This window comes from Echinicola strongylocentroti, from assembly GCF_003260975.1.
GTDB lineage: Bacteria > Bacteroidota > Bacteroidia > Cytophagales > Cyclobacteriaceae > Echinicola > Echinicola strongylocentroti.
Genome location: NZ_CP030041.1, coordinates 5,906,254 through 5,921,187, shown reverse-complemented (window position 1 = coordinate 5,921,187; position 14,934 = coordinate 5,906,254). Strand labels below are relative to the sequence as shown.

General features: G+C 39.0%; 13 protein-coding genes. 3 read left to right on the top strand and 10 right to left on the bottom strand.

Features of this window, described 5'->3' with window-relative positions:
* Nucleotides 1-179 precede the first annotated feature (179 nt).
* The 3 genes from arsA to DN752_RS23200 all read right to left on the bottom strand — a co-directional run bounded on the left by arsA (nucleotide 180) and on the right by DN752_RS23200 (nucleotide 4,740).
* Nucleotides 180-1,949 carry an arsenical pump-driving ATPase gene (arsA, locus tag DN752_RS23215; RefSeq protein WP_112786188.1) on the bottom strand — a complete coding sequence of 590 codons (1,770 nt, stop codon included), beginning with the start codon at nucleotides 1,947-1,949 and terminating at the stop codon, nucleotides 180-182.
* 620 nt (nucleotides 1,950-2,569) lie between these two features.
* Nucleotides 2,570-3,001, bottom strand: a complete 432-nt coding sequence (locus DN752_RS23210; protein ID WP_112786187.1) for an SRPBCC family protein — start codon at nucleotides 2,999-3,001, stop codon at nucleotides 2,570-2,572.
* Nucleotides 3,002-3,786: 785 nt separating this feature from the next.
* On the bottom strand, nucleotides 3,787-4,740 hold the full coding sequence (locus tag DN752_RS23200) for a Fic family protein (protein ID WP_112786185.1): 954 nt from the start codon (nucleotides 4,738-4,740) through the stop codon (nucleotides 3,787-3,789).
* Nucleotides 4,741-5,580: 840 nt separating this feature from the next.
* On the opposite strand from DN752_RS23200, the gene DN752_RS24795 reads away from it, so the two are divergent.
* Together DN752_RS24795 and DN752_RS24790 are read left to right on the top strand one after the other, a co-directional pair.
* Complete coding sequence (locus tag DN752_RS24795; protein WP_211324086.1) at nucleotides 5,581-6,114, top strand: Rossmann-fold NAD(P)-binding domain-containing protein; 534 nt, start codon at nucleotides 5,581-5,583, stop codon at nucleotides 6,112-6,114.
* Nucleotides 6,056-6,727 (top strand): Rossmann-fold NAD(P)-binding domain-containing protein, encoded by a 672-nt coding sequence (locus tag DN752_RS24790; protein WP_211324085.1) that lies wholly within the window; start codon nucleotides 6,056-6,058, stop codon nucleotides 6,725-6,727. Before DN752_RS24795 ends, DN752_RS24790 begins: the two co-directional genes overlap by 59 nt.
* A 359-nt stretch (nucleotides 6,728-7,086) precedes the next feature.
* Here the strand turns inward: DN752_RS24790 and DN752_RS23190 are convergent, their stop codons facing one another.
* The 5 genes from DN752_RS23190 to DN752_RS23170 form a co-directional block, all read right to left on the bottom strand.
* On the bottom strand, nucleotides 7,087-7,443 hold the full coding sequence (locus tag DN752_RS23190; protein ID WP_112786184.1) for a helix-turn-helix domain-containing protein: 357 nt from the start codon (nucleotides 7,441-7,443) through the stop codon (nucleotides 7,087-7,089).
* Nucleotides 7,444-7,445: 2 nt separating this feature from the next.
* Entirely contained in the window at nucleotides 7,446-7,763 is a 318-nt protein-coding gene (locus DN752_RS23185) for a type II toxin-antitoxin system HigB family toxin (protein ID WP_394337162.1), read from the bottom strand.
* Between the two features lie 262 nt (nucleotides 7,764-8,025).
* Complete coding sequence (locus DN752_RS23180; RefSeq protein WP_112786183.1) at nucleotides 8,026-8,700, bottom strand: hypothetical protein; 675 nt, start codon at nucleotides 8,698-8,700, stop codon at nucleotides 8,026-8,028.
* Between the two features lie 234 nt (nucleotides 8,701-8,934).
* Complete coding sequence (locus tag DN752_RS23175; protein WP_112786182.1) at nucleotides 8,935-9,921, bottom strand: VOC family protein; 987 nt, start codon at nucleotides 9,919-9,921, stop codon at nucleotides 8,935-8,937.
* Between the two features lie 40 nt (nucleotides 9,922-9,961).
* A complete protein-coding gene (locus tag DN752_RS23170; RefSeq protein ID WP_245949548.1) occupies nucleotides 9,962-10,750 on the bottom strand; it encodes an SDR family oxidoreductase in 789 nt (262 codons plus the stop codon).
* Nucleotides 10,751-10,953: 203 nt separating this feature from the next.
* Here DN752_RS23170 and DN752_RS23165 point away from each other — a divergent pair, with 203 nt between their 5' ends.
* Nucleotides 10,954-11,286 (top strand): winged helix-turn-helix transcriptional regulator, encoded by a 333-nt coding sequence (locus tag DN752_RS23165; RefSeq protein WP_112786181.1) that lies wholly within the window; start codon nucleotides 10,954-10,956, stop codon nucleotides 11,284-11,286.
* 286 nt (nucleotides 11,287-11,572) lie between these two features.
* Here DN752_RS23165 and DN752_RS23160 read toward each other — a convergent pair whose 3' ends face one another.
* Both DN752_RS23160 and DN752_RS23155 read right to left on the bottom strand, forming a co-directional pair.
* Nucleotides 11,573-12,268, bottom strand: a complete 696-nt coding sequence (locus DN752_RS23160) for a TrmH family RNA methyltransferase (RefSeq protein WP_112786180.1) — start codon at nucleotides 12,266-12,268, stop codon at nucleotides 11,573-11,575.
* Nucleotides 12,258-14,879: a DNA gyrase/topoisomerase IV subunit A gene (locus DN752_RS23155; RefSeq protein WP_112786179.1), complete on the bottom strand. Its 2,622-nt coding sequence runs from the start codon at nucleotides 14,877-14,879 to the stop codon at nucleotides 12,258-12,260. The genes DN752_RS23160 and DN752_RS23155 overlap by 11 nt, the downstream gene beginning before the upstream one ends.
* Nucleotides 14,880-14,934 lie beyond the last annotated feature (55 nt).

The following is a 14,934-nucleotide window of genomic DNA, read 5'->3' as shown; positions in this document are numbered from 1 at the left end:
TTAATTTAAATTAACAAGCGGGTAATATTGGCCAAAATCAATAAAAAGCTTCCATTATGTTGACTTTACGGACCTCCTTTTCCTACCACTCCCCGACCCCTTCCCTATAAAAATCTCATCTGGATCGTGAAACGAATAGGTTTATTGCTCGTCCTACACTCGCAACGCAAGCAATGTTTTTATACCTTCTCCTTGTTTCCCAAAAGTGTGGGGAGTAGCCTTGTGTCCGCAATGAAGGGAATGCCAAATGTTTTTTCCGAATAGCTCGTTTTAATTGTATTAATAACTTCTGCTTCCGCACTTGCACGACTTTTGAGCAATGGGTCTGTGATAGATGAAAGTAAAGTAAGGCTTTGGTTTATTAGCCAAGCGTAAGGTTTGATCCCCGCCCTTTTTAAATCATCCTGTAATGACCCTGCTTCTCTCATAGGAGTTGTCTCGGGCAAGGAGACTAGAATTATTTTTGATAGCTCTTGGTCTTGTAGACTCATATAAGGGGTACGAAGCCGACCTGCATTCATATTATTCCTCATAATGTCACGATGGTAACTTCCTGCGGTATCCAATAGCAAAAGTGTATGCCCGGTCGGTGCTGTGTCCATTATGACAAATTTTCTTTTTGCCATACTGATTGCTTTTGAGAAAGCATGAAAAACCGCCACTTCCTCTGTGCATGGGGATTTTAAATCTTCCAAGATTAGCTTTTTAGCTTCCTCGGACTGCCCTTGGCCTTTATGTTCCAGTACCTTTTCTGTATATCGTTGCGTTTCTACCTTGGGGTCTATCCGTTCCACTTGCAATGTAGCTGGTAGTTCACCCAATTGCTGAATAAAATCCTGAATATGAGCAGCAGGGTCAGTAGTTGTTAGGAGAACTTCATGGCCTTTTTTGGCAAGTAAAACTGCGATAGCAGAAGCGGCAATGGTCTTACCAACACCTCCCTTACCCATGGTCATGATAAGTCCGTGTTGCTGATTTTCACATAGTTCTTCTGCTAATTTTTCGATTCCCGTTAGTTCCTGATGTGGTGTATTAGTTTGAGCAACCGTACTTTCAGAAATCGACTTTTGGAGATCAGGGTTAAATAATGAACGGAGTTTATCTATTCCCAAAATATTGTATGGCAAAAGAGGAAATGTTCTTATTGGTAGCTCATTTAAATTACCGGGAATAGACTTGAGTTGCTCGCTGCCCTTCGCTTCAATTTCATTAGCAAGTGAGTCTTGCTTGTCAATTGCTTTGAATACACCATTGATATACAATTGTTGATTCCCCATACCAAGTTCTTTCAATTCATTGCTTGTCCTTGATGCTTCTTTCAAGGAGGCTTTGTCTGCCCTGGCTACAATATAAAAGCTGGTCAATGAACCATCTCTTAGTCTATTTACTACGGTATGGTACCTTTCTTTGCCACTTTTCAGAGCAGAGGTCGGCCCCAAACAAGAAGCGCCTTCAGGGTTTTCTTCCGTAAAGCTAGACCATGCAGCAGGCAGCTCAAGAAGGCGTAATGTATGCCCTGTCGGTGCAGTATCAAATACAATCACGTCAAATTCTGTCCCTTCAGTTTCGCCAGAAACGAAACGAGAGAATTCATCAAAAGACGCTATTTCCGTAGTACACGCACCAGAAAGGTCTTCCCTGACTTTTTTGATTTCTCCTTTAGAAGCAACACCCTCTAATGGCTGAGTAACTCTATTGCGGTATTCTTCGGCAGAATTTTCAGGGTCAATATTAATAGCGAAGAGATTATTGGTTCCTTTTATAGCTTTTATATTCTCGTCAACAGGACTTTCCAATACATCCTTCAAATTTGACGCAGGGTCTGTGCTGACAAGAAGAACGACTTTTCCAGCATCGACCATTTCAACCGCTGTTGCACAAGCAAGTGAAGTTTTTCCGACTCCCCCTTTACCGGTAAAGAATAAATAGTTTGTTTTTGTATTAGTCATATTTTAGTGAGCTATATTTTTAATTTATTCGATAGTATCACTTAGTAGGAGGAATAACAGCGTGTATATGATGTCGCAGCTGACGGTAGGAAGCTATGCGTTTTCAATCATTATGTGTGCCCTGCATGGCATCAGGTATTGAAGATACCAAATTATTCCAAAAGGTGAAAAGCTTATGCCGATCCCTACCAAGATCCCATACAGGCGAGTTGGTGAAGCCTGTTAGCAAGCCGGCTGCCGTGGGGCATCCAGTAAAAACAAGACTGCAAAATCCAACACCTACTAACAGGAACGGCATTCAGAGGCCATAGTAGTCAACAGGACATAAGCTTCGTAAAGCCGAAGAGCCCTCACGGGCAGATGAAGGGCTAAACGTATCGCGAAGTAAAAACCTGGCCGTCCGTCAGGCGGGGTCGATAAGGAGCCTTTGTGTACCCTTATATTAGAAGTAGTATAAAGAGGATATTGGTGTAAAGAGCAGTTTTCTTCCTCTTTGCGAACCGCCATATACATCCTGTGCGGGTGACCCGGCAGGAAACGTCATAGGGTCGAGTGTTGTTCCTCAATCTGAGCCAATTGAATCAAGATCGGACGGACTACTCCATGGTTGGGTGTCTTATTTATTTTTCACTTTCTTTTTTTAGTTGTTCGAGCCAATAAATGATATCATCAGCCAATTTTTCGTTCATTTTCTTTTTCATCAAGTTGATAATCCAGCCCTCCATACTTTCTTCGACGCTCACTTTTGTGCCATTTTCAGTTGGTTCCAAATACCAATTGTGAATGGCACTTGCACCAAATGCTTTTCCTTTCCAACCAAGAGTTTTGTTTGGTGAAAAAGAGTGAATCCTGGATTTTATTTTACTTCCATTTGTTTTCCAAGTAAAACTACTTCCAACTTCCAAATCGCCTTGTAACGTTGGTTGCTTTATCCTCTCATTCCATTCATTCCAACTGCCAATATTGGTTAGGATTTGCCATACCTTCTCTGGGGTAGCGTTAATTATTATCTCTTTTATTTGTACTACAGGTGCTTCTTTGTTGATTGTCATATTTGCTTTTTTTTGTGCTTTTACATTATTTACTCATGCGATTAGGAAAATTAGATCTACACTCAGCCTTTTTTGTTAAATTTTATTAAACCCGGAATATGCATTAGCCTATCTATTGCAACCTAAAATTACAGGCATTCAAAAGAATGATCAACACCAAATACTACAAAATTTCCCATTCCAAACGGCCAAAGACAATAAAAGTAAAAGCTCTCACCAAATTCGCCCATAACTATGGCCCTGTGTTTTATATTCCACATCGCTATCCTTTGGATGGCCAGTACCTACGGCACTGTTAAAACATCGTATTTCCTTGCTGTCACCAAGCTTTTGCTCCTAACGGAGCATCCCTGCAAACACTTTTATTAGCTATACCAGCCAGGAAGGTAGCCTGACTTGTGCTACTAGGCATCAAAGCTTGGTAAATAAACTCACGCTCCAACTGGATCACCTTGTACCGTAGGTACAATACTGCTTCTCGGAATTTTTCTGGAAAGTAGACGACCAACTAACACCAACTATACAGGCTCCAATAGCCACCAAAATTTTGACCCTAAACCTCCAAAATCACAAAAGAGGAAAAGCTTTCTCCATAATCACCCCTCTCCCAGCACCACTCGTTCAACACTGCATTCTTTCCTGCCATGGTACGCCTATCTACCAAAGACCACCCTACACTGCATCCAGGTTCGGTCGTTCCAGCCACATCAATGCTTAGTTATTGGCAACAGTTTTTTTGGGTATTTTAATTTTAAAGGTCAACATCGACCGGGATATCCACCCAGTTATTTTAATCGATAAATTGTTTTATTTTTTTCTCCTATTTTTTCAAACAAACCTAATTTAGTTCCAGTCTTTAAATCTCTACTTGCTGTCGCTGAAGAAATATCTTTAAAAATATCCATATAGTCTTTTCTTGAAAATTCGGTTTTATTTAATGAAACATAATATTCTAATCTGTCTTTTTCGTTTAATGTCCGATTATTGAAATCTAATAATTCACTTATTGAAATATCAATTACGTTTAACATATATTCAATAAATTTTGTTGAATTTCCTGACTTATCACTTTCAGCTAAAGCTTTGTAATATTTTTCTTGGTCACTACTTATTAAAGTTTCAAAAGGTAAAAACTCAAATACTGGATATCTCGTCATTAAAATCAGAGTTTGCCATAATCTTCCCATTCTACCATTTCCATCTAAAAATGGATGTATAAATTCCATTTCGTAATGAAAAACACAACTTTTAATTAATTCAATTTCGTCTGACTTTTTTAGGTATTCAAAAAGTTCTTTCATCAAATAAGGGACATTCCCAAATGGCGGTGCTAAATGTTCAACTATCGAACCTTTTACGATTCCGACACTTTGGTTTCTGTATTTACCGGGGTTTTCAATAAGACCTTCCATTAAGCCTTTATGAGCTTTTAAAAATGACTTTTCATTAGAAGGCTTATATTTTTCTAAATTCTCATAAATTTTGATAGCATTCAAAACTTCAAGAACATCTTTTTTTGGACCAATAATTTTTTTATTTTCAAGTAGAGCAGTTATTTGTTCTTCAGTAAGTGTATTCCCTTCTATTTTTAATGAAGAATGAATAGTTTTTATTCTATTCTGTTTTCTCAATTTAGGTGAAGGTTTATTTAATAGGTTTGCATTAACCTCTCCAATTTTTTCGGAAATAGAAGTTAATAATTTTAAAATGGAAGATGTTATTTCGTAAGGTGGATTCATTCGTGATACTATCATTTGATACTATCAAAGATGCAATCATTTAATTTAAATTATGTAAGGAAACGGAATTTTTTAATTGAGTACAACGGTCTCGGCGATGAGTAGTTGCGTGGATTAGAACTTAACTTTGCAAGTACACACCAAACTGAAAATCCTCGATGATTTTCAGAAGTAGGCGAGAACAAGCAATAACTTATAGTCATTGTGTGTGCCCAGCATGAGCATCAGGTATCGAAGATACCAAAATATTCCAGAGGGTGAAAGTCCCTTACAGGCGAGTTGGTAAAGGCTATTAGCAAGCCGCAAGCTGGTTGCCGTGAGGCATACAGTGAAGGAAGTGGGACTGCAAATCCGGTACTGACGAACAGAAACGGTATACAGAGGCCAATAAGGGCGGGTAAGCAAGCACATCTTTGCAAAGCCCGTGACCACCGAGCCCTTTTAGGTAGATGCCGCAGGAACCGGAGAAAGGAATATGCATTAGCCTATCTACCAAAGACTACACTGCATCCAGATTCCGTCGTTCCGGCCACACCAATGCTTAGTTATTGGCAACAGTTTTTTTGGGTATTTTAATTTAAAGGATAAAGTTTCGATTTAACAGGTTTTTCGATAGTGTAGTGATAATAGTTTATTTAAAGGTATCTTTGTTGAAGTATTATTTATCTCTTCGCAAAACTTTAGCGAATTATTAAGACTTAACTAAAGTCCCTGTCTTGATTCATAAAACTCTAGTGGCCAATTTAATGCCTGATTACTAGTAAGTAACTATTTAATAATGGTTTTAATCCTACGCTTTGCAAATGTCATTACTCTGCAACTCGTTTTAATTCAAAAAAAATGACTTTTTTAAAAATGGGTGTTATCGGAACATCAAAAAAAGAAGACGAGAGACGGTTACCAATTCATCCAGAACATTTAAAAAGACTTCCAAAAAACATTCGTAAACAATTGATTTTTGAAAAAGGGTATGGAGCCCCTTTTCATATTTCAGATGAAGAAATTTGTGATTTAGTAGGTGGAATAGCTACACGTAGAGAAATCTTATCAGATATTGGAGATATCATTATTGCTAAACCTATTTTAGCCGATTTACAAGAAGTCAAAGAAGGAGGTATTATTTGGGGGTATCCTCATTGTGCTCAGCAAAAAGAGATTACTCAAATTGCTATAGATAAAAAATTGACTTTGATTGCTTTCGAAGATATGTATATGTGGCATTCTAACGGACAAAAAGGAAGGCATACATTTTACAAAAACAATGAAATGGCTGGGTATAGTGCTGTTATTCATGCTCTCCAATTAAAAGGAATAGATGGACATTATGGGAATTCAACGAAAAGTTTTAATTTTCAGTTTTGGTGCTGTAAGTAGAGGTGCAATTTATGCTTTAAAAGCTCATGGCTATAGAGATATTACTATCTGTGTACAAAGATTAGATGAAGAGGTTAGAGAAGAAATCTTAGATGTGCATTATACTAGAATCAGAAAAGGAAATGAGAATGAGGCTAGGATGATCGTAGTAGAACACGATGGCTCAGAACGTCCTTTGTTGGAATTAATTAAAGAATCTGAAATTATAATCAATGGAACATATCAGAATACTGATAGTCCTATCGATTATATAATAGAAGAAGAAAAAGGGATGTTAAATAAAGGGACACTTATTGTCGATGTTAGTTGTGATGAAGGCATGGGGTTTTATTTCGCTAAGCCTACAACATTTAAAGACCCAATCATAGTGATAGATAGCATTGATTATTACGCTGTAGATCATACACCTAGTTATTTTTGGGAAAGTGCTTCAAGGTCTATCTCGGCTGCATTAATACCTCATTTGCCTTCAGTTATAGAAGGTAGAGCATTTTGGAAAAAAAATAAAACAATAACTTATGCTATCAATTTAGACGAAGGGATTGTTGTAAAAGATTCGATACTTAGATTTCAAAATCGTGGTGTTGCTTATCCTCACAATGTAATTATATGAGAATCTTAAAATAGCTACGGCACTGCTAAAAATAGGGTATTTCCTTTCTGTCACCAACCTTTTTGCTCCTAACGGAGCATCCCTGCGAACACTTTTATTAGCAAAACCAGTCAGGAAGGTAGCCAGCCTGACTTATGCCGCTAGGAATAAAAGCTTGGTAAATAAACTCACGCTCTAACGGGATCACCTTGTGCCGTAGGTACAATACTGTTTCTCGGAATTATTCGGTTTGTAAGTAGGTAATCAACTAACACCAACCATACAGGCCCAAAAGACCTCGATACTTTTACCCTAAACCTCCAAAATCACTGAGCCAACTGGCTCAGGTCGGGCTACTCGACTGGCAACTGGCTTTTTTATCAATAATCTTGAACTAACACTTCAGTCGGAATGTGAAGTGTTGAATTCAGTTTTCTTATCATTCCTAAAGTCAGTTTTCGTTTTTTGCTTAAAATTTCACTAACTCTACTTTTAAACCCAACAACTTTGGCTAAATCTTTTTGTTTCATTCCCATTTGCTCCATTCGGAATTTGATTGCCTCAATAGGGTCAGGCATTCCAATTGGAAAGTTCTCATTTTCATATCTGTCAATTAAGATTGAAAGGATTTCCAATTCATCTCCTTGATTAGTTCCTTTTTCTGCATCAAAAATCTCTTCAAGTCTGTTCAGAGCGTTTTGATAGTCTTTTTCGTTTCTTATTGGTGTTATCTTCATAATCAGATATTATTTGCGTCTATTTTGTCATATTCTGCGTGAGTTCCGATGAATCTTATCCAGCATATTTGATATTCAAAGTTGAATTTTACAATCAATCGGTAGTTGTTGCCTTTAATATTGTAAACAATTCTATTGTCTTTTAAAATACTTGCACTTGGATAATCGTTTTTTAATTCATTAATACTTTTCCATTCGGATTTTTCTGCTTCTCTAAACCAAGACTTTAATTGTTCTTCACAGTCAGCGTGTTTCTCCCAAAAGTCTCGTAAAGTTCGTTTCGCTATTACTCTCACATTATATTTGTTTGTCGCAAACATAATAAAAAAGTTACCAAATTGGTAATGAATTTTCTTTTTTCAGCTTGTTGCCAACGCCCTGTGTAGAAGCAGTAGCAGCCTTTATTCCATCAATATCCCGAAAGCAACTACCTTTGAGCAGCGACTTACGGTTCCTGACTGAACCAAAAAAAGCTATTGTTTCTACAGGACTATCGGTAAGACCCGTATCCCGAAAGCTTTCGGGAGTGGTACTTCGACAAGCTCAGCAGGGCTGTGAGAGTCTTAACCTGAGCTACTTGGCTCAGGTCGGACTACTCGATTGGCTTGCGTTTTTTAGTTCAATGTTTAGTTTAATCTGATGTAAATTCCGCTTAATGTCAATAAATTTCCAATAAGTTTTATTTAGTATTTCTTCTATCCAAAATCTCATTAAGTTTAAAAAGTAAATCAAGCAATAGATTAAGAATAAAAATTTAAATACTAGTTTAATATTTTTCACAAAATTTTGACCATCGGATAGAATTAATTCAGTTGAAGTATTCCAAACAGGCAAAATAAACAATAGAAGAATTCCACCACCTAAAAGTAATCTTTCCTTAGACTTCAATAACTCAGCTTCATCTTTAAACAGCTTCTCATACGAAGTTAATAAGTCAATATCTTTCTTATTTTTATTTAATACTCTATTCTCAACCAAGGCATCATAGAATTTTTTGATTTGCGCTTCTCTAAATTCAGTATTTGCCCAATGAGAGTGTTTACTTTTCTTAGGTTCAACATCTAGTTTAGTTTTTATCCGTTTTTTATTTAATGGAAAAATTACTGTAACTATTCCTAGAAATAATAGAATTCCCCATATAACTAAAAAGACAACTTGATATGTTGGTTTAAGAAAAAAACTAATTGCACTTAGTAAGATGAAAATTGTTAAATAAATTGTTTGTGGATATTGATACCATTTTTTATCATCATACAAAAGTCTTTGGTATCTTGATAAGATTTCACTATTCGTTCTTTTATTGCAATCATTTTTGTTTGTTCAGTCAAATGCAAGCTAACGGTTCGGCTATGCGTAGTGCGGGTTTTCAAGGTACTTTACTGTCCGTTTAGCAGTTAGTTTATTTAATGTAATTGCTTTCATATCTGTACTTTAACCCGCATTACGTATAACCATTGTTGGCGGTAGTGATTTTATTGTCCGAAGCGTTAATTATTGTTTTTCAGCTGTCAACCTAATTTTAGTACCTGATGGATCTTTTACAAGGTGATAATCATCGGTCTTTTCAAATTGACCAACATTTTGTAATGCAGTTTCCAAACCGTTTTTAGTAGTATATTGAATGGTGAAGTGTCTCATTTTTGCAGTTCCGTCAGGTGCTTGTGGTGCATTTAATCCTTGCCAAGTATTTACGCCCATTCTGTGTTTAAAAGTACCGCCCAAACTAAAATCCGCAAATTGGATTTCGGAAGCTAAATAATGCTCTTCAAAACCAAGTTTTGAATAGAAGTCGTATGACGCATTTAAGTTGCCAACATACAGGTGCATATGTCCGATGACAGTACCAACAGCCAATGGATTTTGTAGATTATCCATTGGGGCAATTTTTAATAAAGATTCTACATCAAGTGGTGCTGATGCGCTTTTGGCTGTGCCATCTTTGGCAATAGCCGAAAACATCCTGCCATTCAATTCATAATGCGAAAAGCGTTCAGGGGTTTCAAGGGTGATTTCCACCGTTATCCCATCGGGGTCATCTAAATAGATGGCTTTCGATATGGTGTGGTCGGTTGGCGCAATAAGATAGCGACTTTCAATCATTCTTGCGAGTATTCGTGCAAATTCTGTTTCGGTTTGTGGGTGAATGGCAAAGTGATATAATCCGCTGTGTCCTTTTAGTTTGGGTTGGTTTGCTACGGGATGTAAAACCACTAAAGTTTCGGTTTCTGTTCCCATTTCAAGCGAGTCGTTCTCATTTCGCAATTTCAATCCGACAATGTCTCTATAAAACTGAAGCGATTTTTCTTTGTCAGTAATTTCTAAATGTACCGCTCCATATTTTGCTGTTTCTTTTTCCATATTATTTCTTTTTAATTTTTTATAACTATTGAGTTTCTTCACAATACTATCAAATCCATACGGCAGGTTAAATGCCAAAAGTCCAAGAGTTGACATTTTTAGAAATTCATTTCTTTTCATTCAATTTAGGGATTTGTAAAAAATGTGTAGGCTGGTTTATTTATTTGCCATAAACGTTAATCAAGAAATCTTTAAACGATGTGGGCTTTCTGCCCAGAAATTGCTCTAAATCATTGCTTTTTACATCCAATTCTTCTTTTGCTTGAGCTACTGCAAAACTACCAAAAAGGTTAATGAAATCAGTTGGAATTCCAGCATCTGAAAGTGTTTTTACATATTCATCTAAAGAAGGCGAAACGTAGTTTATTTTTTTACCCGTAATTTCAGAAAGCATATTGGCAATATCGCTATAGTTGACAGATTGCGTATTTGTAAAACGATAGACTTTGTTTTTGTGACCTTCGGAACGAAGAACATTTGCCGTTGCTTCTGCATATTCCGACCGCAATCCAGCACTAACTTTTCCATTTTCGGCAGGCAACAATATCGTTTGGGTTTCCAACACTTTATCGCCAATAAAGTAAGGAATAAAATCTAAGTACAGATTGTTTTGCAAAATGGTGTAATCCACACCGCTATTTTTCAATTTTTCCTCTGTTTGAATATGCGATTCGGCTAAGTCTCCTAGTTGCGATGGTTCTGGTTTGTCGTTTCGGGCATAGCTTGTATAAACGATGTGTTTTACTCCTGCTTGTTTAGCAGTTTCCACTACATTTTTGTGTTGTTCAAAACGATTTTTGATTTCACTACCCGATATAAATAGCAGTTGGTCAACACCTTCAAATGCACGTTTCAAAGAGCTGAAATCTTCATAATTTCCTATTCGTAAATTGACTCCTCTATTTTTTAAACTTTCTGCTTTTTGACTGTCTCGAACTAATGCAGATATTTGACTGGGTTCAACTTTTTCTCTATTAGAGAATCAATCACTAAACCTCCAAAATGTCCTGTTGCGCCTGTTACTAAAATCATATTTTTCAATTTTTTTAATTAATTAATTACATTTGTTACACAAAGTAACTAAAAATAGTTTACTTAAGTAACCAGTTACCTTTTGGTAACTTATAAAAAGTGGTAACAAAATAGTAACTAATGGAAGATAAAAATAGAACTACCCAATGTCCTGTTACGGCAATGCTTCAAATTATTGGCGGAAAATGGAAACCTATCATTTTGTATTGTCTCACATTTGGGACAAAACGATTCGGTGAAATAGCAGTACGGATTCCGCATATTTCGAGAAAAGTTCTGTCTGAGCAACTGAAACAATTGGAGAAAGATGGTTTAATAATTAGGAAGAAATACAATGAAACCCCACCAAGAGTAGAATATTCCCTTTCCGATTCGGGAGAAAGCCTTTGTCCTGTTTTGAAATCAATGGAAGCTTGGGGAGAAGAACATATTTTGTCTAAGCACGTAGTTTAATTACCGCCAACACTTATATAAAAGTAACCCCTATTGCCTCTATATCCATTATATTTCCCGTTTGTAAACGACTACAAACGTTTACTTCCGCTTACAACCCGCTATTTTCGAAAAACACCGAATCTTTACATTATAAAAAAACACCCTATTTGAGGTATTTTGAAGAGCCGTAGGGCAAGGAGGAAGCGCTTGTTAATCCTGATTTATGCCCTATGGGTCTCATGTGGTGGTCTAATAAATTAGCTACTTTATGTTACTTCCTCAAAGTCTTGGAATTTGGGTTTAATTAACGGCTTTCGGATCCATAAAAATTCCGGATATGTGCCTCTGCGTTTTTGACGACACTCTTATACCATCGGAAGCGGATTTCGGCTTTTTCTGACTCGCTTAGGTAATAGACCTCTGGCCGGGAACGCACGATCTTTTGCTGCAAATCATACAGGCAAATAGAAGCACTGACCGAGATATTGAAACTTTCCGTAAAACCCGTCATGGGGATGTGGACGACACCATCACTTTTTTGGATTACCTCTTCGCTTACTCCTGCATGCTCATTGCCAAAGACCAAGGCCGTTTTCTGGTCTGCCTTCAGCTCATGTAACGGAACGCTCTCTCCGTGTGGCGACGTAGCCATGACTTTATACCCCTGCGCCCTCAGCTCCTCAAAACAGGCGTCCACCGAAGATCGGCCGGGGTCATCTTGGTATTTGTGGATATCCACCCATTGGGCTGCTCCTCTGGTGACATAGGGATTGACGTCGTAGGAATTGGCTCTTTCGATGATGTGAATGTCCTGCACACCAAAGCAATCACAGGTCCTGATAACCGCACTGGCATTATGTGGCTTATAAATATCCTCCAACACCACGGTAAAAAATCGAGACCGTAAAGCCAGGACTTCTTCCATCCTGGCTTTCTTATGGTCTGTTACATATTGGGATAGGTAAACTAATAGCTCCGGATCAAAAGAATTATTTCCCATTTTTAAACAATCCTAACTGATCCTCGTCGTCCTCATCCTTTATTTTCAGGTCTATAGTAGATCCTACCTCTAGACTATCCTTGTCTCCTTTCTGCTCTTGGGCTGGAGATTCCTTCTTCACTGGCTCCAGTAGTTTGATGCTTTTTACGGCATGGGAACTCAGTCTATTGCCTACGGCCTTCCACCCTTTTACATCGATAAGCATATCCAGGTCATATTCCACTTTTTCGGTTTCCTTGCCCTTGCTGAGGGTCACCTCTACTTGTGGTTGCTTATCCGTTGAGACTATATCCAAGGTGGATTTCCTGTGATCAGAGACGAAGTTAAATTTCTTGTTCACCGTGCTGGTTTCGATGTTAAATCGCTTCACGTAATGGTTTTTGCTGGCACCATCATAGTAAACACATGAAATGACCGCTTGCGGATCAAACTTCTCTATCAGCAAAAGCGTGTTGGGATCATAGCGATTGGTCAATTCATAAGTGGTCAGTTCATAACTTCCATCCTTATAAAAAGCAACGACCTTATCATCACCCAAAAAGTTGCCGATCAGTTTTCCCCGTTCATCCGTATTGATCCTGCCGACTGCCTCGTCATAGTACACGTCCAGACCGCCCAGTGTCGATACACCTTCCATTTTCAACTGGATTTTTCTGACAGGGTATTTGGTAAGGATATTTCCACCGGCACCTCTCCCTTTTATGTCCAGCTCTTTAAAGTCAAAGTCAAATACTTTCACCCTGGCCTTGCTTCCTTGAGTGAGGTAAACGGTCACGATCTCCGCTTCCCCATTGGCATTGGCAGTAAAATACAGCACTTTGGAGCCTTTGGTACCTTTGGTGAGGACGTACTCCCTATCGCGGGTCACGCTGAGGATCTGAAAACGCTTCACCATGGTCCGTCCGGATGTGCCATCCAGGTAGATCATATTATAGACCATCCGCTCATCTCCCTTGCGGAAAATCCCCACATGGATGATGTCTTTGCCCACAAATACCTTATCCTGAATCCTGGTCACCACACAGGTACCATCTTTCTTGAACGCAATGATATCATCCAGGTCAGAACAGTCACAAACAAACTCGTCCTTCTTCAGCCCATAACCGATAAAACCATCCTTACGGTTCACATACAGCTTGGCATTGTTGGCCGCAACGACGGTCGCTTGGATGGTCTCAAAATTGCGAATTTCTGTTTTTCTTTCCCTGCCCTTACCGTACTTCTTCAGCAGGTTTTTGTAATAGTCTATGGCAAATTCCGTAAGATGCTGCAAGTGGTGCTCGACTTCCTTCAGTTCATCTTCCAGTTTTCGCATAAGTTCATCCGCTTTGAAACTGTCAAATTTGGAGATCCTTTTGATCTTGATCTCCGTCAGTCGGATGATATCGTCCCGGGTGATTTCCCGGTAAAATTCCGGTTTGTAAGGGTCCAGTCCCTTGTCGATCGTGACGATGACATCTTCCCACGTTTCACACTCCTCGATGTCACGGTAGATCCTGTTTTCGATGAATATTTTCTCCAGCGAAGAGAAGAGCAATTTCTCCATCAACTCCCCTTTCCGGATCTCCAGCTCACGCTTCAGGAGTTCTTTGGTCTGGCGGGTGTTGTACTCCAGAATATCATTTACGCCTATAAAAACCGGTTTGTCTTCGATGATCACACAGGCATTTGGAGAGATGGACTGCTCACAGTCCGTGAAGGCATATAGGGCATCGATCGTCATATCAGGAGATTGGCCAGAGGCCAGGAACACCTGTATTTCTACGTCCTTGGCGGTATTATCCACCACCTTTTTGATTTTGATTTTGCCCTTGTCATTGGCCTTGATGATGGAATCGATCAGTGAAGTGGTCGTCGTCCCAAAAGGAATATCCTTGATCAACAGGCTTTTGCCTTCTCCTTCTTCTATTCTCGCCCTTACTTTGATTCTTCCGCCACGAAGGCCTTCATTATATTCCGAAAAATCCGCCAGTCCACCTGTGGGAAAGTCAGGGACAATATTGGCTTTTTTGCCCTTCAGTATATCGACAGAGGCATTGATCAGCTCACAGAAGTTGTGGGGAAGGATCTTGGTGGAAAGCCCCACGGCAATCCCTTCTACACCTTGCGCCAACAGCAAAGGGAATTTTACGGGTAACGTTACCGGTTCCCGCTTCCTGCCATCATAGGATACCTGCCAATCGGTCGTCTGTGGGTTAAAGACCACTTCCAGCGCAAACTTCGATAGCCGAGCTTCAATATAACGTGCCGCAGCCGCTCCATCCCCGGTACGGATATCGCCCCAGTTTCCTTGGGTTTCGATCAGCAGGTCTTTTTGGCCAATATTGACTATGGCATCACTGATGGAGGCATCCCCGTGCGGGTGGTACTGCATGGTTTGGCCGATGATATTGGCCACCTTATTGAAGCGGCCATCGTCCATTTCCTTCATCGCATGCAGGATCCTGCGCTGAACGGGCTTAAAACCATCTTCAATGGCTGGAACCGCCCGCTCCAAAATCACATAGGATGCATAATCTAAAAACCACTCTTGATACATACCGGTCACCGGTACGGAATCATGCAAAGCATCTCCGTTTTTACCTTGACCGTTGTTTTCTATATCACTCATATGCTAGGTTTTGAACGTTGTAAGGTTTAAGCGTTATTGGTTATTGGCTATTGAG

What these genes read in the sequence shown, in the direction of transcription:
- DN752_RS24795 (WP_211324086.1), top strand. Translation starts at nt 5,581, where the DNA reads ATGACTTTTTTAAAAATGGGTGTTATCGGAACATCAAAAAAAGAAGAC.
- DN752_RS24790 (WP_211324085.1), top strand. Translation starts at nt 6,056, where the DNA reads ATGGACATTATGGGAATTCAACGAAAAGTTTTAATTTTCAGTTTTGGT.
- DN752_RS23175 (WP_112786182.1), bottom strand. Translation starts at nt 9,921, where the DNA reads ATGAAAAGAAATGAATTTCTAAAAATGTCAACTCTTGGACTTTTGGCA.
- DN752_RS23200 (WP_112786185.1), bottom strand. Translation starts at nt 4,740, where the DNA reads ATGAATCCACCTTACGAAATAACATCTTCCATTTTAAAATTATTAACT.
- DN752_RS23190 (WP_112786184.1), bottom strand. Translation starts at nt 7,443, where the DNA reads ATGAAGATAACACCAATAAGAAACGAAAAAGACTATCAAAACGCTCTG.
- DN752_RS23185 (WP_394337162.1), bottom strand. Translation starts at nt 7,763, where the DNA reads ATGTTTGCGACAAACAAATATAATGTGAGAGTAATAGCGAAACGAACT.
- DN752_RS23165 (WP_112786181.1), top strand. Translation starts at nt 10,954, where the DNA reads ATGGAAGATAAAAATAGAACTACCCAATGTCCTGTTACGGCAATGCTT.
- DN752_RS23210 (WP_112786187.1), bottom strand. Translation starts at nt 3,001, where the DNA reads ATGACAATCAACAAAGAAGCACCTGTAGTACAAATAAAAGAGATAATA.
- arsA (WP_112786188.1), bottom strand. Translation starts at nt 1,949, where the DNA reads ATGACTAATACAAAAACAAACTATTTATTCTTTACCGGTAAAGGGGGA.
- DN752_RS23160 (WP_112786180.1), bottom strand. Translation starts at nt 12,268, where the DNA reads ATGGGAAATAATTCTTTTGATCCGGAGCTATTAGTTTACCTATCCCAA.
- DN752_RS23155 (WP_112786179.1), bottom strand. Translation starts at nt 14,879, where the DNA reads ATGAGTGATATAGAAAACAACGGTCAAGGTAAAAACGGAGATGCTTTG.